General features: G+C 64.2%; 14 protein-coding genes. 4 read left to right on the top strand and 10 right to left on the bottom strand.

Annotated features, from left to right (window positions below):
- Window positions 1–2 precede the first annotated feature (2 nt).
- From HV796_RS26795 to HV796_RS26780, 4 genes are all read right to left on the bottom strand, one after another.
- On the bottom strand, window positions 3–1,124 hold the full coding sequence (locus tag HV796_RS26795) for a DegT/DnrJ/EryC1/StrS family aminotransferase (protein ID WP_175229521.1): 1,122 nt from the start codon (window positions 1,122–1,124) through the stop codon (window positions 3–5).
- Complete coding sequence (locus HV796_RS26790; protein WP_175229520.1) at window positions 1,114–2,214, bottom strand: Gfo/Idh/MocA family protein; 1,101 nt, start codon at window positions 2,212–2,214, stop codon at window positions 1,114–1,116. The genes HV796_RS26795 and HV796_RS26790 overlap by 11 nt, the downstream gene beginning before the upstream one ends.
- Window positions 2,215–3,022: 808 nt before the next feature.
- The gene (locus tag HV796_RS26785; protein WP_175229519.1) at window positions 3,023–4,993 is read right to left on the bottom strand and encodes an ABC transporter ATP-binding protein/permease; all 1,971 of its coding nucleotides are present in this window, start codon (window positions 4,991–4,993) and stop codon (window positions 3,023–3,025) included.
- A gap of 144 nt (window positions 4,994–5,137) precedes the next feature.
- Window positions 5,138–6,016: an extracellular solute-binding protein gene (locus HV796_RS26780; protein ID WP_175229518.1), complete on the bottom strand. Its 879-nt coding sequence runs from the start codon at window positions 6,014–6,016 to the stop codon at window positions 5,138–5,140.
- Between the two features lie 255 nt (window positions 6,017–6,271).
- Here HV796_RS26780 and HV796_RS26775 point away from each other — a divergent pair, with 255 nt between their 5' ends.
- On the top strand, window positions 6,272–6,700 hold the full coding sequence (locus HV796_RS26775; RefSeq protein WP_175229517.1) for a TOBE domain-containing protein: 429 nt from the start codon (window positions 6,272–6,274) through the stop codon (window positions 6,698–6,700).
- Window positions 6,701–6,725: 25 nt separating this feature from the next.
- Here the strand turns inward: HV796_RS26775 and HV796_RS26770 are convergent, their stop codons facing one another.
- A complete protein-coding gene (locus HV796_RS26770) occupies window positions 6,726–7,736 on the bottom strand; it encodes an NHL repeat-containing protein (RefSeq protein ID WP_175229516.1) in 1,011 nt (336 codons plus the stop codon).
- A gap of 299 nt (window positions 7,737–8,035) precedes the next feature.
- Between HV796_RS26770 and HV796_RS26765 the strand changes: the two genes are divergently transcribed.
- Window positions 8,036–8,557, top strand: a complete 522-nt coding sequence (locus tag HV796_RS26765; protein ID WP_175229515.1) for a molybdopterin-dependent oxidoreductase — start codon at window positions 8,036–8,038, stop codon at window positions 8,555–8,557.
- Window positions 8,558–8,592: 35 nt separating this feature from the next.
- On the opposite strand, the gene HV796_RS26760 is transcribed toward HV796_RS26765, so the two are convergent.
- Complete coding sequence (locus HV796_RS26760) at window positions 8,593–9,774, bottom strand: porin (RefSeq protein ID WP_175229514.1); 1,182 nt, start codon at window positions 9,772–9,774, stop codon at window positions 8,593–8,595.
- 34 nt (window positions 9,775–9,808) lie between these two features.
- Here HV796_RS26760 and HV796_RS26755 point away from each other — a divergent pair, with 34 nt between their 5' ends.
- Together HV796_RS26755 and HV796_RS26750 are read left to right on the top strand one after the other, a co-directional pair.
- Window positions 9,809–10,027 carry a hypothetical protein gene (locus HV796_RS26755; protein WP_175229513.1) on the top strand — a complete coding sequence of 73 codons (219 nt, stop codon included), beginning with the start codon at window positions 9,809–9,811 and terminating at the stop codon, window positions 10,025–10,027.
- A gap of 342 nt (window positions 10,028–10,369) precedes the next feature.
- A complete protein-coding gene (locus HV796_RS26750) occupies window positions 10,370–10,735 on the top strand; it encodes a winged helix-turn-helix domain-containing protein (RefSeq protein WP_246356053.1) in 366 nt (121 codons plus the stop codon).
- 33 nt (window positions 10,736–10,768) lie between these two features.
- On the opposite strand, the gene HV796_RS26745 is transcribed toward HV796_RS26750, so the two are convergent.
- From HV796_RS26745 to HV796_RS26730, 4 genes are all read right to left on the bottom strand, one after another.
- Entirely contained in the window at window positions 10,769–12,103 is a 1,335-nt protein-coding gene (locus tag HV796_RS26745; RefSeq protein ID WP_175229512.1) for a DUF2325 domain-containing protein, read from the bottom strand.
- A 153-nt stretch (window positions 12,104–12,256) separates the two neighbouring features.
- The gene (locus HV796_RS26740) at window positions 12,257–12,826 is read right to left on the bottom strand and encodes a hypothetical protein (RefSeq protein ID WP_175229511.1); all 570 of its coding nucleotides are present in this window, start codon (window positions 12,824–12,826) and stop codon (window positions 12,257–12,259) included.
- A gap of 171 nt (window positions 12,827–12,997) precedes the next feature.
- On the bottom strand, window positions 12,998–13,456 hold the full coding sequence (locus HV796_RS26735; RefSeq protein ID WP_175229510.1) for a (2Fe-2S)-binding protein: 459 nt from the start codon (window positions 13,454–13,456) through the stop codon (window positions 12,998–13,000).
- Window positions 13,457–13,569: 113 nt separating this feature from the next.
- Window positions 13,570–15,876, bottom strand: coding sequence for a xanthine dehydrogenase family protein molybdopterin-binding subunit (locus HV796_RS26730; protein ID WP_175229509.1), 2,307 nt, complete (start codon window positions 15,874–15,876; stop codon window positions 13,570–13,572).
- Between the last annotated feature and the right edge of the window lie 307 nt (window positions 15,877–16,183).

Below are 16,183 nucleotides of genomic sequence, written 5' to 3'. Positions count from 1 at the left end.
CGTCACGCCGCGTCGTAACGGTTGATGCACGCCGCCATGTAGTCGAGTTCATCGGTCGAGACGCCCGGATGTACGGGAATCGTCGTCATGCCTCCGAGCAGCGCTTCCGCGTTCGGACACGCGGCGCGATAGCGGGCAAGCGCCGGAAACTCGTATAGCGCCTTGCATCCGTAGCGCTTGATGTCCGACGGGATGCCGTGGTCGTCGAGATAGTCGATGAATGCGCGATTGTCGGCGAAACGCAGTTGAAGGTTGAGGAAGTAGTAGTTCGGCTCGCCACCATCGATGATCGTCTTCTCGTTCACCCGCGAATGGTCGAGCCGGTGCAGGAAGTAGCGGGCGTTTTCACGACGCTTGCCGATTTGCTCGGCAAGGGACGCAAGCCGGCTCTTGCCGAGCGCGGCCGGCAGAGCGGCGAGTTTGTAGTTCAGGCCGAAATCCTTGCCGTTCAGGTTGCCGAAGCGGCTGTAATCGCGGCCGCGCTGCGCAAGCGCGTCATCGTCCGTGAGCAGGAAGCCACCCTCGCCCGTCGCGAGCGGCTTGCGCTCGTGCGTGCTGAAGCACGACACGTCGCCGAACCGGGACAGAGGCTGGCCGTGCAGGGTCGTGCCGTGCGAGTGTGCAAGGTCGAGGATCAGCTTGAGGCCGAGTTCGCGAGTGAGCGATTGCAACGTGTCGACTTCGGTTGGATAGCCCCACATTGGAATGTCGATCAGCGCGCGCGTGCGCGGCGTCCTGCGCTCGCGCACCGATACCGGATCGGCGCCGAAGCCATGCTCGCGGGTATCGATGAATATCGGCACCGCGCCGGCGGCGATGATCGGGTAGATCGTACACAGCGGGCAACTCGGCGTCAGCAGCACTTCGTCGCCCGGCCCGACGCCGCTCGCGTAGAGCGCGACGCTCAGCGCGGCACCGCCAGACGACAGCGCGACCGCATGTCGCGCGCCGAACCACGTGGCAAGATCCTGCTCATATTCAGTGACGACCTCGCTCGTGCCGGACAGTGGGCGCGCGAGTGTATTTCGCAGCGTGTCGACATCGCTTGCATGGACGACGCGATACTTATCGGATACAACGCGCCGGGCGGGGATGACCGTGTCGACGGAAAGTTCAGAGGACATTGGAACCGGTTTCCAGGTTGGCGTTGGACAGGAGGGAGTGGCTTTCGTGACGCGCGTGGCGTGCGGCCGATGCGGCAATCCCGAGTGGGATTTCAGAATTGTGAGGGTCGTTCGCGCAGATGTGCTCGATCACCCGGTAAGTCGGCAGCAGGCTCTCGAAGCTGGCTTCGAACGGCTTCTTCTGGCGGATCGCCTCGAAGAACCCGAACAACTCGCCGTAATAGCCGCTGCGCTCGTAGCCCGAATCGAGCGGCCCCGGCTGCCATGCGCCCCGCCAGCGCTTCGCCGCGCCGGTCGCGCGCGTGCCGTGCTCCGGTTCGTGCAGCGTGATGTTCCACAGGTTGTCGAGTTCGACCATCGTCGAGTTCGAACTAACGAGCTTCATGTCGAACTCGAAGTACGGGAACACTGTGCCGCACAGCACGCTCGCCGTTGTGCCCGACGAGAATACGAACTCGGCGTTGACGAGCAGCGAGTCTTCGTGGTGCTGCACGCGCGACTGGATGCCGGTCAGCTCGCCGCCGCCGAACGTGATGCCGAGGTCGATCGTATGGATCGCCTGCGCAAGCAGGAACGAGCGAAGCGTCGAGTCGAGGCCCCACATCGGCGTGCGCGGCTTGCTCGCGTAATGGTTGAGCTGGATGTGGAGCGTGTCGCCGAACGATTCGCTCAGGGTCATCTCGCGCAATTGCTGCACCGGTTTCGCGAACTTGAAGTTCATGCCAACCCCCGTTACGACGCGCGAGCTGCGATTCGCCTCGACGAGCATTGACAGCTCATCGAGCGTGAAGCACGGTGGTTTTTCGACAAATATGTGGATGCCCGCTTTCATCGCCTGCAACGCAAAGTCGCGATGCGCTTGCGGTGGGCACGCAAGCACGAGTGCGTCGGGCGACGCGAGCGACAGCATTTTATCGACGCTGTCCGTGATTGGCACTTCGGGAATGAAACGGTGAATCTGGGCCGCGCGCGAAGCGGAGAGATCACATACTGCAACAATGCGGACGTTAGGCATCTGCAGCAATGTAGGAAGCAGGTTTTCCTGCATCTGTACACCAAGGCCTACGATGCCGATATCAATTACAGTCATCCGCCGCCTCCACCAATATTATTTGCAATACGTCGAGATTATGGTTTTCGTATAACTCGACGTCTCGTTGACATCCCCAAACTCTACGATCCAAAATTGTCCGATTTGGATTTTATTTTAAAAAATGGACGTTAAATAATTCCATCACCCGGATCTTTTTATACACTTTTCATAGTCTACCCGGCACGCGTAGATCATAATAGACTTTCGAAATAAATATCATCGAAATTGCCTGTCCGATCACGAAATACGGATGGTAACGCTTCATCACCTGAACGCATGTCCCTCCCTGAACCGCTTCGCAATTACGGAGCGGATTTTCAAATCCATTTCGCATGAGCACTTAGCCGGTCAGTCAGGCTAAATGTACCGATCAAATATTCTGATGTCAATGGATAATGTTATCGATTGATTAATAAGATAGACAATATTCGAATTTAATTATTATCGAGATAGTTACCAAGCATATCTAATTATTTATTTGTCCCTGAAAAATACAAATTCCATAGTGAAGCACGCCAAGGCAGAAATTGAAGGCAGCTGCGCGCGCACCAAGACAGCAAACAGACACAAGGGTGCAAACGCTTGATGCCGATCCGGGCGATTGCGCGTAACCAGTGCAGGTTATCGCCGACGCGCACAACGCCGCATGCGGGGCGGGCACAGCATGGCGTGCAACTCATCGCCACGCCGGCCCCGCGAGGCGGGCAACTGAACCTCGCAGGCACCCAGCTAGCCGCCTGCCGCAAAATTGCACGGAACAACAAGCAACGCACGTTCAGATTGGCAATGAACGGACGTGAACGATTCAGCCGGACTTTTTCCGACTCGCTGCCCCGATGACGGCCGCCTCGCTTTCACCGCCCGATCTCCCATTCGACGCCGCCACCGCCCACACCGACACCCCGCGCGAGTCGATCTGAACCTGCCGCTCGCGGCGCGCATCGTGATCCACCGCTTCGTCTTCATCGCCGACATCGAACCGATGGCCGCCGATATCGAGCACCGCATAGCGATCGCCGTGACGCAGCTCGATGCCTTTGAGCGTGCCGCGATACGTGCGGGTCGCGCCGCTGCCGTCATCCACCTGACGATCACGCGCTGGCGCATGCTTCGTCGCGATGGCCGTCGCCGGCACCACTGAAACCGCCCGCGGCGACACGCGCCACATCACCGGCTGCCCAGCCGCGATCGACCGTTCCGCGGTATCGATCACAAGACCCAGCGACGTCTCGATAAACCCGTCGGCGCGCATCACCCCCACGCCGACGTTATGCAACCCAAGCAGTTCGGCAACACGCAGCGACGCCGGCCGTTCGAATACGTCGCCGATCGTGCCCGTCTGCAATACACGTCCATGTTCGATCACCAGCAGTTCATCCGCCAGCAACGCGGCTTCGTCGGGATCATGTGTGACCAGCACCGTCACCGCCGCGATTTCGCGCTGCAATTCGCGCAACGACTGTTGCAGACGGCGCCGGCGTGGCGTATCGAGCGCCGAGAACGGCTCATCGAACAGCAGCAACGGGCTGTGCCGCGTCAACGCGCGCGCAAGCGCGACCCGCTGGCGCTGCCCGAACGACAACTGATGCGGTAGCCGCGCGGTCAACCCGGCCAGCCCCAGATGATCGAGCCAATAGCGCGCGCTCGCCGCATCCGCATCGACCGGAAACGACAGCTGCCGTGCGACCGTCATGTGCGGAAAAAGTCCATAGTCCTGCGGCATATAGCCAATCTGACGCTGCTCCGGAGCGAGCGGCGCGAGGTCGCGTTCGCCGAGCGTCACGATGCAGCCGTCGTTGCGCTCGAGCCCGGCGACCATCCGCAGCGCGAGCGATTTGCCCGAACCGGATGGTCCGATAATCGCGAGGCGCCGCGTCGTCGGCGCCCATGTGACGTCGAGGTTGAATGCGCCGAGATCGCGGCGCAACGTGAACGACAGGCGCGCATTCGGCATCGGCGGCACGCTCGCGGCCGAGACGGCCGTGGACTCATCGCCGTTTTCGTGCGGCGCGACCGCCAGCGTCGCGGCGCCGCGTCGGTAGACCGAGATCACCGCGCATAGCACCGCGATCGCAAGGGTCGGCAGCAGCAGCGGCATCATCGCGGGCAAGCCCTGCCCGCCGAACAGCACATACGTATAGACCGGCAACGAATACGGGTGGTACGCGACCATCACGGTCGCGCCAAACTCGCCGAACGCGCGCAACCACGCGAGCGCGAGACCCGCGCGAATGGCCGGCCACGCGATCGGCAGCGTCACGCGAAAGAAGCGGCTGGCCGCGTGGTGGCCCAGTGTCGCGGCCACGTCGTCGTAGACCGGATCGACCGCCGCGAACGCCGAGCGCGCGGCGACGATCAGAAACGGCGCGGCGACAAAGGTCTCGGCGAGCACGATGCCGGTGAACGAATCGGTCAGCATGCCGCCGGTCAATTGCCCTGCCCAGCTATACGGCCCGAGCAGAAACAGCAGCAAGATCCCGCTCGTCAACGGCGGCAGCGCCAACGGCAACTGCACGACAAAGCCGAGCACCGCCATCGCGCGCGACGATGAACGTGCAAGCGCGTAGCCGAGCGGCACACCGCCGACGAGAATGATCAGCGCGGCGACACTCGCGCTCGCGATCGACACGCCGACCGCAAACCCCATCGTGTGCCAGTCGACGCCGGCCCAGTCCGCGTGGCCGATCTGGGGCAGCGCCGCGATAAACGGCGCGCACAGGTACAGGGCGAGCAGGCCGCCGAGCCATCGCAGCGGCCGCGCGGTGGGACGCGTCATCGTCGTCGACCGCACGTGTTAGCACGCCAGCGCCCGCACGACTGCGCGCGTTGCCGCGCGGACGGTGTGTGCCGTCTGCGCGGTGTCTGCCAGGTGGCGTTTGCAGGTGCGGTCGACATCGTCATGCGCTCATCTGCCAGCCGCTTACTGTGCCGCGTCGATGACCGCTTGAACCGACGGCGGAATCGACTGCGCGTTGCCCTCCACGACCGGCTTCACGATGTCGACGCCGTGCTGCTTGAGCAGCTCACGCCCTTTTTCGCTCATCAGGAAATTGACAAAGCGTGCGGCGCCGTTCGAATTCGGCGCGTCGCTGAGGATGGTCATCGTGTAGCTCGCCTTGGCCTTCAGTTCCGGCGCGGGTTGAATCGCGGGAATCTTCAGGTCCGACGTTTCGGTCGAATAGAAAAAGCCTGCGTCCAGCTGACCCGATTGCAGGCGGCCGACCAGTGTCTCTTCCGGCAGCACCTGCGCCGGGTTGTCAGGTGCGCCGAGCGTCTTTTGCACGAGGTCCGGCTCGTGATAAAGCTGCGCCGCCTTGTTCATCATGTCGACCGTGAACGCGCCCTTCGGGTCGAGCTTTGGATCGGTACGGCCGATGCGGATGCCCGGCTCCTGCAGCACCTCGTCCCAGCGCTTCGACTTGAACTGCGCGGCAAAGCGGCTTTGCGGGTTGTAGCCGATCATCAGCGGCGACTCGGCGAAGTTCACATACCACGTCACGTGGTCGCCATTGGCCGCCCCCATCAGACTCGTATTGACCTTCGGGCTCGCGCTGATAAACACGTCGCCGCGGCGCAGCTTGCCTTTGATCTCATTGGCGATCTTGTTCGAACCCGCCGCATAGCCCTGGAAGCGCAGCCCGGTTTCCTTCTCGAACGCGGGGCCGACGCTACGCTCCATCAGATTCACGAGCGAACCCGCGTACAGCACGTTGACCGTGCCCTCTTCCGCCGACGCCCCCTGCGCGCCGAGCATGCCCGCTGCGACTACCACAACCGATGCGACCAGCTTTCGAATCATGTCATTCCCCGTACCGTTGTTAAGGCGACTATATTACGACGACTCGCTGCAACGCCGCATCGAACCTGATGAGGGATGTGCGGCCTTTTCCCTTCCCCTGAGTGATCGCTTGCCGTTAGACTCGCGTGAGTTCTGCAACCGTGCCGGCGTTGCGATGTCGAAACGTCGAACCGTCGACATTTCGCATCCGTGCAGGTTGCGCCACAGACACGTCTGCACGCGTTCACGATCCCTTTCACGCTCAAGGAGAACACCATGCGCACCAGCGCCCGTAACCAGTTTGCCGGTACCGTCGCCGACGTGAAGGCCGGCGCGGTCAACGACGAAGTCACGCTGCGCACTCAGGACGGCCTCGACATTGCCGCGATCATCACGCATGACAGCGCCGCCGCGCTCGGACTCGCGGCCGGCAAACCGGCGTTCGCGCTGGTCAAGGCGTCGTCGGTGCTGATCATGGTCGACACGGATGCGAGCAAGGTGTCCGCGCGCAACTGCATCGCAGGAACGGTCGCATCGGTCACCAAAGGCGCGGTCAATGCGGAAGTCGTGATTGCCGCACAGGGCGGCGCGAAGATCGCCGCGATCATCACCAACGACAGTGTCGACCGTCTCGGCCTCGCGAACGGCAAGGCCGCGAGCGCGATTTTCAAGGCGTCGAGTGTGATTGTCGGCGTCGATCAATAAACCCGCTGGCCGGCCGCGCGCACGATCAATGAAGCGGCAGCACGCGCACTTCGCTCGTGCCGCTGGCTGGAGCGTCTTTTGGGCCGCTTATGTCTTTGCGGCCGCTTACGTCTTTGGGGCCCGTTACGTCGTTTGCCTGTTTCGCGCGGTCAATCACATACAGCAGGTGACGCGTTTCATCGAGCGCGACGCCGCGCGCATCGTGAAAATCATTCGCGATCTGCGTCACCGCGCCATCCGCGGCAATCTTGCAGAAACCGGTCTTGCCGCACTTCGTGTACAGCGTGCCGTCGTGCGTCACGGCAAGCAGATCCGGGCCATCGATCCGGGCGACGACCGTGGCCATCGATACCGGCTGTGGCGCCGCCGCGCGCAACGCATCGATGCGCGCCTTCAGAATCCGGTTGCCCGCTTCGTCGCTGACGTAGACCTCACCGTTCGCCACGGCGACACCGACTGGCTTGACGAGGCCCGTGATCCAGTCCTGTTCGGTCGCGCGTCCGGTTGCCGCGTCGTAGGTCAGCAGGCTCAGTCCGCCATATTGCGGCGTGTTGCCGTGCTTCACGAACCACGTCGACAAGACCTGACCGGGTCCGAGCACCGCGAGCCCGAGCCTGCGACGCGCGGTATCGGGTCCGCTAAATGCAGTGATCCGCTCACTGTTTCCATCGCCTGCGGCAATACCGACGAGCGCCCCCCCGGTGCCAAAGCCGAAGCGCGCGACCAGTAACAGGTGCGGGTCCGCGACGACCAGCTGACTCAGGCTGTTGCGATCCTGACCCGCGACCGGGGGTAGCGTCGCGTCACGTGTGAACCGTTGGCCATCGACCGCGGCCAGTACGCTGTTGGTCGCATCGTCGGTGATGAATACCGCACCGTCGCCCACGCGCACCGCGATGCCGTTCGGCCGCGCATCGACCGCGATCCGCTGCGGCGCGGCCGGCCCGGCACCCGCCGCACAGCCGGCGAGTGTGCCCGCCAGCAGCCACGCGCCGAATACGACGCACACGCGCTTGCATCTCGCCGACAGCACCATTCATGCTCCTGTTCAAACACGCGAAACGGCTGTGCCGATCGCACTGCCGCCCGCGCCAGAGCCGGGCACAAGCACGCGCGAAAGCACACACAAAGCGCACACAAAAGCACAGCCGGACGCGCACGTCCCAACCCCACGCCATGCCTGATAAGCGCAACGATATGACCGATATCGTTCGATTGCTTGCAGCACTCTTGCCGCACGCAGCGTAATATACCTACCGATATATCGGCGGGCAAGCTCGAATGGCAAACGCGGAGCGTCATCAGGCGCGCCCGTTCGGCAACCGGAGACCGGCAATGGAGCATTCAGGCACGGCGGCAGCGCCGCATGCGAACGACACAGCGCAACGGGAACACGAGTTGCGCGCGCAGGACGCGACCATTTCACTGACAGGCGACTTTCAGCGTCCGTTAACGTTGACGCTAAACCAGTTGCGAGCGCACGCGAGCGTGCGCGCCGACCCGTTCGACCTGCGCTGCTTCACCACGAACCGCTTTATCCGCAAGGTGGACAGCTACCGCGGGGTGCTGCTGAAAGATCTGATCGAAGTCGCCGGCCTGCGCAACGACCGGCCCGGTGACTTCAAGCGGACCATTTTTATTGCCGTCGCGCACGACGGCTACGCGGTAACCTTCTCGTGGCATGAGCTGTTCAACACGCCGATCGGCGAACGCGTGCTGGTGGCGTTCGAACGCGGCGATATGCCCCTGTCGATCGACGACGGCGCACCGCTGCTCTTTTCCGCTGCCGATATCCTGCCCGCGCCCCGACACGTGAAGCGGCTCGCGGGCATCGTCGCGCGAGTCGTCGCACCGTAGCGTGAGCTTGCGCGGCGTGCGAACACCCGCGAGGCCTAGAACCGGTGCCGCAATCCGACGCGCGTCGCCACCTGATGGTTCGCGCCCACGCCCGACATGCCGAGCATGCCCGGCGTGGTTCCGATCTGCGCCTGCACGGGCACGCTGCGCCCAGCCACCGTATTGCTGCCCGACGCGATCTGATAAACCGCGAGCAGATACACGTCGGTGCGCTTGGACAGCGCGTAGTCGAGCGCGCCGGTCACCTGATGCCACTTGCCGCTAAAGCGGTCATCCAGTTCCGAGAACGTATAACCGAGGCCCGCCGCGAATGCCGGCGTGAAGCCATAGCGGCCGCCGATCTCATAGTTATTCAGGCGCGACGCGTCGCCGGCAAGCGGCTTGAAGGTCGTATGCGTCCAGTTGCCCCACACGAGCGCCGCACCGAGCGCAACACGCGCGCCGACACCGTAGGTCTCGAGGTCGCGCAGCCCGCCCGTATTCACGTTCGCGATGCTGACGCTAAAGGGCGGCGTCGCGCCGTTCGGATAGCGAATATTCGTGTACGCGGCGCCGATGCCGAACGGCCCCTGCGCATAGTTCGCACCGAAGCTGTACGCACTTGATGCGCCCTGTCGCGTCGTGCCGCCCGCCGTGACGGTCGGCGCGCCCGCGAACGCGCCGGCCTGGTTCGAAAAACCGTACATCGCGCCGAATGTCAGGCCCGCGAAGTTCGTGCTGCTGAACTTGACCGCATTGTTGATACGGCTTGCGCTCAGCTGGTCAACGTCGTTGATGTGCCAGCCGTAGTTGCCGGCCGGCGTCTGGCTGCCGGTCGTATAGTTCGCGCCGAGGTAGTCGGTCGAGAACGAGTACTGGCGGCCAAACGCGAGCGTGCCGACGCCGTCTTTCGACACACCGACATACGCCTGCCGGCCGAACAGCGCACCGCCCTGCCCAAGCGTGCCGTCGGCACTGCTGAAGCCGCTTTCGAGCACGAATACCGTCTTCAGCCCGCCGCCGAGATCTTCGGTGCCACGCACGCCCCAGCGGCTGCCGGACGCGACGCCATCCCCATACTTGATGAGGCTCGCGTGCCCGGTGGGCGTCGCCGAGTTCGATACGTAGCTGATACCGGCATCGATAATGCCGTATAGCGTGACGCTGCTTTGCGCATGCGCGGCGGTGGTCGCGCCGAAACTGCCGAGTGCCGCCGCGGCGATCAAGGTTTTTTTCATTTAGTCATCCTTTATATCAGGTTGCGCATCGTGCATGACGCAGTTGCGCAGTGTGGTTCGTGTGGTGGTTCACGCGGAGATCGCCGTCTTCGCTGGCCGCGCCGCGCCGACACGCGAAACGATGCGCGCCGGCCAGACAAAGCGGTCAGAGTGGGGCGAAACGATAGGGAGCACGACGGTCACGCTCAACCCGGGCGCAAACCACGCGCAGACGGCAGCGCACGCCGTGCGCGGCGCGAGCCGGGCATGGTGATGCGGCGATGCCGTTCGGGAAGAGAGTTTGTCGGCCTTTGTCGCTCGGTTCGAGCGGCCCGCGCTTAGACCAGGGTATGGCGCCCACGCGGTGCGTTGTGTGTCCGGCAATGTAGCGCGGGGTTATGTCTCAATAAAGGGCTGCATGCGATGTGTATCGTTTTAAACACAGCGGTTTTGCACACAGCGAGTTAGCACACAGCGCGTGCTTCGCTTGCGAAAACGGCCGCAAGCGTCACCCGATCATGCTGTGCCACGTGCACAGCGGCGCGGACGCGTCGTGTATGCTTTGGCTGATATCCAATCGGCAAAAGAACGCGGCACGCCACCGCAACCAACAACGATGAAGACTTCGACAAGCGTGAGACCAGAGGTCAGGTTCCGCATGCGCATCCAGCAGGCCGGCACGATCGCCCTCGGTCCCGGCAAGGTTGCCTTGCTGGAAGCGGTCAAGGAACACGGCTCGATCTCGGCCGCGGCGCGTAGCATGAACATGTCATACCGGCGCGCGTGGCTGCTGATGGACGAACTGAACCGCTCGCTGAAGTCGCCGGCCACGGTCGCCGAGCACGGCGGACAGAGCGGCGGCGGTTGCGCGCTGACATCGGTCGGCGAGGAAATCATCCGGCTGTACCGCGGCATCGAGACGCAAGCCTATGCGGCATGCGCGGACGACATTTCGGCCTTGACGCGCCTGATCAAGCGGTAAGCGAACGCCGCGGCGCCCGGTGCGGTTAGCGCGTTACCCGTGCCGCAAACAGAAGCGCGACGCACGTTGCGCCGCCGGCGCATCGGCGGCCGCGAGCCGCGCGATCAATTCGACGAAGCTCGCGACACTCGCGGTCCGCAGCGGATAGTACGCAACCTGGCTGCGCTCGCACACGCGCTTTAGCATGTTCATCGAATCATGGTCGATGCAATCCACCGGGAACACGACCATGTCCGCGTTCGGCAGCGCCGCCGCGAGCAGGCCTTTGCGGTCTTCGATGCCGCCGTCGTGCACGGTCACTTCGCCGCCCGCCGATTCGACGAGTCGCCTGACTGCGCTATTGGACCCCGGCCGCCCGCCGACATACACAATGCGCTTGCCCTGCAACGTATCGAGCGCGCCGCTTCTTGCGGCCGACGTATCGCTAACCGCCTGCATCGCGCGTTCGAGCGCGTTCGCCTCGTCCTGAAGCACCTTGAGCAGCGCGAGCGCGTCGTCGAGTCCCGCGCGCAGCAGACGCCCGTTCTCCTGCTCCGCGACGACGCGCTGTTCGGCCGCATCGCAGCGGCTTGTCTGTATCGCGAGACGTGCGTCGCGCGCGGCCAGCGCGTCGCGCAGCCGGTCCATTTCCGCGTGCCGTTCGGCTTCATCGCTTGCGGCGGAACGGGCGGCAAGCCGCGCAAGCCGCCTGTTCAGTTCATCGACGGTGCGTGCGTTCGCGTCCCGCTCGAGCGCCATGTCGCGCAGCCGCTGCTGCTGCCGCTCGACCTTCGCGTACAGCTCGGCGTTCTCCTCTTCCAGCGCGACGAGCCGGCGAATATCCGCACGGTTCGCGGCGCCGACCAGATGCGACAGCATGTGTAATTCGCCGAATGCCGCTTGCCGGATCGGCAGCGTAGCCTGCGGATGCGTCATCAGCGCCCAGTACGCGGGCGGAATGTCGCCGCTCTTGAGCGCGTCGTTCCATAACACGAGCAGCGCATCGGCGTCTTTCGCGTTGTCGAAGCGGCGCAGCGCGCCTGCATAGCGTTCGTCGAGCGCTTTGTGCAGCGCCTTGCCGCCTGCGCCGCCCTCGATCGCGAGTTCGACCGCGGCATGATGAATCTCGAGATCCGTCGCCTTTTGCCGGTCAAGGCGCGCGAACTTCGGGACCAGTTTGCGCAATTCGTGCGTGGTCAGGCACGTGCCGATAATCGAGCAATGTAGATGCGCATCGAGTTCGGACAGACGGGTGCGGCGCTTCAGGCTGTGCAGTTGCCCTTGCGAAGGCGCACAGCACGCGTCGGGCGCGCGCAGGCGTTCGCCAATGTAAGCGTCGGTTCGCTCGGCGCCGCGCAGCGCGGCAAGGCGAAACGGAGGAGCTTGCATGATGGCCTCGTGTCGGGTTCGGGTGGTGACGCACCCATACGGTCGAAATATACCATTGAATATAACGAGGGGTGGACCGATGCCATGGGCATTGTCGTGGCAGGTGTGCGCAGTGGCGGCATGAAGGACGAAAACGCGCCGCGCGAGGGCGCGTTAACGTCCTGAGACCGATACCTCGTCGGATAAGGCCTGCGCGACCGCATGAGCGGGCCGCGCATGGACCACCGCGGCTACGCGCGCCGCATCGACCGGTGTTGCCAGTTGCCGTTCGAGGACATGCTCGACGCACAGACCCACGAGAATCGCGTCGACGCGTTCGAGTTCCGCGGCGGCGCCGCGCAGCGCCACCGCGTTGTTGCTGAACGACTCGGAAAAGACCGCGTCACGCGTTTTTTCGAGCGCGCGCGCATCGCGGATGGTGCGCTTCAGTTCGCGCATCCGGTCGAATTGGGCCGCGTGCGCCGCGTTGGCGAGCACCGTCAGCAACCTCGGCAGCGGCGCCGCACTGTATTCGTCACGCCGCGACGCGTCTTCGCTGCCGACAAACAACAGCACGAAGCGCAATGCGCTGTTACGCAGACGCATCAGCCCGTCCACGACGTCCCGGATCAATTCCGCGCGGTCATCACCGCCGGCTGGCTTCAGCGTGCTGATGTGCGTGGCCAGTGCGCCGACCGGCGGCGTCTGCCCCACACGCTGCTGCCCGAACTGACGACTGCTCACGCCACCCTCTCCCATTCGATTCCGATATCTATGCGGTCATGCACGGTGAGACGCGTGTTGATACACACACAGCGACCCCCACCATCGATATATTTTACTGTATATATCGATACTATATCGAAACCTGAATGGAAGCGAAGGGTTTCGCGAGGCGTGCGCGACGGCACGCCATCATCGTCGAGTCTGGCCGCTCGCTTCGTAGATCGCGTCGCGAATCCGCGGATAGGTGCCGCAGCGGCAGACCACCGGCGTCATCGCCTGATCGATATCCGCAGGGCCGGGTTTGTGATTGTGCTTGAGCAGCGCGGACGCCGCCATCAGCTGCGCGCTCTGACAGTACCCGCATTGCACGACATCGATGCGTGTCCACGCGGCCTTCAGCGCGCGGGCTTCCGCGCCTTCGAGCCCTTCGATGGTGGTGATTTTCACGCCGTGCAATTGGGCAACCGGCTTCGTGCAGCAGGTCTGCGCGGCACCGTCGATGTGCAGCGTGCACGCGCCGCACACGCCGATGCCGCAGCCGAACTTGGTGCCCGTCAGTTTCAGCTCGCAGCGCAGCACCCACAGCAGCGGCGTCGCCGGATCGGAACGGATCTCGGTGTCGCGGCCGTTGATGTTCAGAGACAGCATGGTCGTCTCCCGTGCCCGCCAGTCCGGGCTGAATGGCGCACGATCGGTGCGCCGCGTGTACGTCGCTTCTACGTCGCCGGTACGTCACTTTCTCGCGCTGACGCGCTCGATGCTCACGCGAGCTTGAGCGGCAGCGTCCGTATCCGCTGGCCGGTCAGCGCGAAAATCGCATTCGCAACCGCCGGCGCGACCGGTGGGGTCGCCGCCTCGCCGACGCCTTGCGGATGCTCGCGGCTCGACATGATGTCGGTCAGGATGCGCGGGCACTGCTCCATCCGCACCACCGGATAGTCGCTGAAGTACTGCTGCTGCACACTGCCCCCTTCGAGTGTGATCTCCTCATACAGCGCAGCGGACAGGCCAAACACAATCGCGCCCTCGAGCTGCTGAGCGATCAGGTTCGGATTCACCGGCAAGCCGCAATCGATTACACACACCACCCGGTTCACATGGATCGTCCTGGCCTTGTCCGCTTCAACCGACACCTCGACCACCTGACCGACGACGCTGCCGAATGCCTCATGCAGCGCGACGCCGCGCGCCTGCGCAAGGCCGCGCTCATCGTTGTCGAGCGGCGCATGCCAGCCCGCAAGCTGCGCGACGCGGCGCAGCACCGCAAGATGACGCGGATGATGCGCGAGCATCGCCGCGCGATACGAGATCGGGTCCTTGCGCGCGGCGGCCGCGAGTTCATCGATAAAACTCTCGACAAAGAACGCCTGATGCGAATGGCCAACCGAACGCCAGAAGCCGACCGGCACCGGCAGCGCGACGGGCTTGTGTCCGACGTGCACGTTCAGCCATTCGTACGGCTGATCGAATGCGCCTTCGTCGTTGGTCTTGTCGAATGCGCGGCCGAGCGCGGCGGCAAACGATGGTACGCCATAGTTGCGCGCCAGCCAGCTGGTGACGAGCGACTGACTCGCCGAGATATTGCGCCACGCGATCACCGCGCCCGCATCGTTCAGGCCCGCGCTGAAACGCGACACGCAGGCGGGCCGGTAGAAGTCGTGCATCATGTCCTGCGGACGGGTCCAGACGGTCTGTACCGGCGTGCCGCGCACCGTGTTCGCAATGGCGACTGCCTGCGCGATGAAGTCCATCTCGAGGCGCCGGCCGAACGCGCCGCCGATCAGATGCTGGCGCACCTCCACTTTGTCGTCGGGCAGACCGAGCAGCTGCGCGGTGATGCGGCGCGCGACGTCCGGCACCTGCGTGGCGGCCCAGACGATCGCCGCGCCGTCGTTCACCTGCGCGGTACAGTTGATCGGCTCGAGTGCCGCATGCGCGAGATACGGCACGCGATATTCGGCCTTGACGACGCGCGCGGCAATACCGAGCGCGGCATCGGCGTCGCCGCGCGCGTACCACGTGTGGCCGGCGCTATCGTCGAGCGCGTCGGCGAGGCGTTGCAGCACATCGGCGCTCGACACCCGCGCGTCGTCGTCGATATGCCATGCGCACTTCACGATCGCAGCGGCCTGCATCGCGGCGAACACATTATCGGCAATCACCGCGACACCGCCGGTGCCGCCGTGATACGGCGCCACCGCGAACACGCTGCGCACCCCCGGCTGCGCCGCCGCGGCCGCGCCGTCGAAATGGGCGACCGCGCCACCTAACACCGGACACATCGCGACGCTCGCGTACAGCAACCCGTCGGGCGCCGCATCGATGCCAAAGCGCGCGGAGCCATCCAGCTTCGACGGCGCTTCGATACGCAGCAGCGGCTTGCCGATCAGCCTGAACGCGGCCGGGTCTTTCAATTCGACCTTGCGCGGCAACGGCTGACTCGCGGCGAGCGGTGCGAGCTCGCCATAGGTTGCACTGCGGGTTGCACCCGATACGGGCCCGTCGAATACGCGGCCCGCTTCGGTATGGCACTGCTCGAGCGGCACGCCCCACTGCGTCGCGGCAGCCTCGATCAGCATCGCGCGCGCGGTCGCGCCGGCTTCGCGCATCGGCAGCCATGCATCGTTGAGCGACGTCGAACCGCCGGTCATCATCGCGCCGACGTCACGCGCGCCCTTGCGGGCGAGCCACGCGACGAGACCCTTGAGCGCGCTGTCGTCATCGGGGCGAAACGGCAGATCGCTGATCACGCTTTCCACGTTGTTGTAAATCCGGTCGACCGGCGCGGCCTCGACACCGACCCGCGACCAGTCCGCATCCAGTTCCTCCGCGACCAGCATCGCGAGGCCGGTGTGCACTCCCTGCCCCATCTCCGCGCGGCACACCATCACGGTGACGCGGTTGTCGGCGCCGATCTTGACCCAGCCGTTCAACGCGGTCTGCCCGGGCTGAACGCCAGGCGGCTGCGACGGCATCAGCCGCTGGCGCGGCGGCAGCGCGGACCAGCCGACGACCAGCGCACCGAGCGTCGCGGCCCCGCCGACGATAAACGTTCTACGCTTGACCATGGCACGCTTCGAAGCGGGTTATTGAAAATTGGAACCATCGATCGCCACGGCCCGCCCGGGCCCTGACCGGCGCCGTGCGTCATGGTGCGCGGACATCAGTAAAACGCGCCAGCGCGGGGCTGAATGAAACTGGTCCTTCCATGGCCTGGCTGCGGTCCGGCACCGGCTCGCCTGTGCAGTTGCGCTTCAAGCATATTATTGAGTTTCCCATAAAACATGACAACCGATTCGATGCTGGCGCGTTATATCTCTAACGGATTGAATGGAGATACGCGCCATGGCAAAGAAGCCGTTGGACGAGGCAACG

It is taken from the genome of Paraburkholderia humisilvae (assembly GCF_902859855.1).
Classification (GTDB): domain Bacteria; phylum Pseudomonadota; class Gammaproteobacteria; order Burkholderiales; family Burkholderiaceae; genus Paraburkholderia; species Paraburkholderia humisilvae.
The sequence above is the reverse complement of the archived record's forward strand: the minus strand, read 5'-3'. Positions and strand labels throughout refer to the sequence as shown.

What these genes read in the sequence shown, in the direction of transcription:
- HV796_RS26795 (WP_175229521.1), bottom strand. Translation starts at nt 1,124, where the DNA reads ATGTCCTCTGAACTTTCCGTCGACACGGTCATCCCCGCCCGGCGCGTT.
- HV796_RS26750 (WP_246356053.1), top strand. Translation starts at nt 10,370, where the DNA reads ATGAAGACTTCGACAAGCGTGAGACCAGAGGTCAGGTTCCGCATGCGC.
- HV796_RS26745 (WP_175229512.1), bottom strand. Translation starts at nt 12,103, where the DNA reads ATGCAAGCTCCTCCGTTTCGCCTTGCCGCGCTGCGCGGCGCCGAGCGA.
- HV796_RS26760 (WP_175229514.1), bottom strand. Translation starts at nt 9,774, where the DNA reads ATGAAAAAAACCTTGATCGCCGCGGCGGCACTCGGCAGTTTCGGCGCG.
- HV796_RS26785 (WP_175229519.1), bottom strand. Translation starts at nt 4,993, where the DNA reads ATGACGCGTCCCACCGCGCGGCCGCTGCGATGGCTCGGCGGCCTGCTC.
- HV796_RS26765 (WP_175229515.1), top strand. Translation starts at nt 8,036, where the DNA reads ATGGAGCATTCAGGCACGGCGGCAGCGCCGCATGCGAACGACACAGCG.
- HV796_RS26775 (WP_175229517.1), top strand. Translation starts at nt 6,272, where the DNA reads ATGCGCACCAGCGCCCGTAACCAGTTTGCCGGTACCGTCGCCGACGTG.
- HV796_RS26735 (WP_175229510.1), bottom strand. Translation starts at nt 13,456, where the DNA reads ATGCTGTCTCTGAACATCAACGGCCGCGACACCGAGATCCGTTCCGAT.
- HV796_RS26790 (WP_175229520.1), bottom strand. Translation starts at nt 2,214, where the DNA reads ATGACTGTAATTGATATCGGCATCGTAGGCCTTGGTGTACAGATGCAG.
- HV796_RS26730 (WP_175229509.1), bottom strand. Translation starts at nt 15,876, where the DNA reads ATGGTCAAGCGTAGAACGTTTATCGTCGGCGGGGCCGCGACGCTCGGT.
- HV796_RS26780 (WP_175229518.1), bottom strand. Translation starts at nt 6,016, where the DNA reads ATGATTCGAAAGCTGGTCGCATCGGTTGTGGTAGTCGCAGCGGGCATG.
- HV796_RS26755 (WP_175229513.1), top strand. Translation starts at nt 9,809, where the DNA reads ATGACGCAGTTGCGCAGTGTGGTTCGTGTGGTGGTTCACGCGGAGATC.
- HV796_RS26770 (WP_175229516.1), bottom strand. Translation starts at nt 7,736, where the DNA reads ATGGTGCTGTCGGCGAGATGCAAGCGCGTGTGCGTCGTATTCGGCGCG.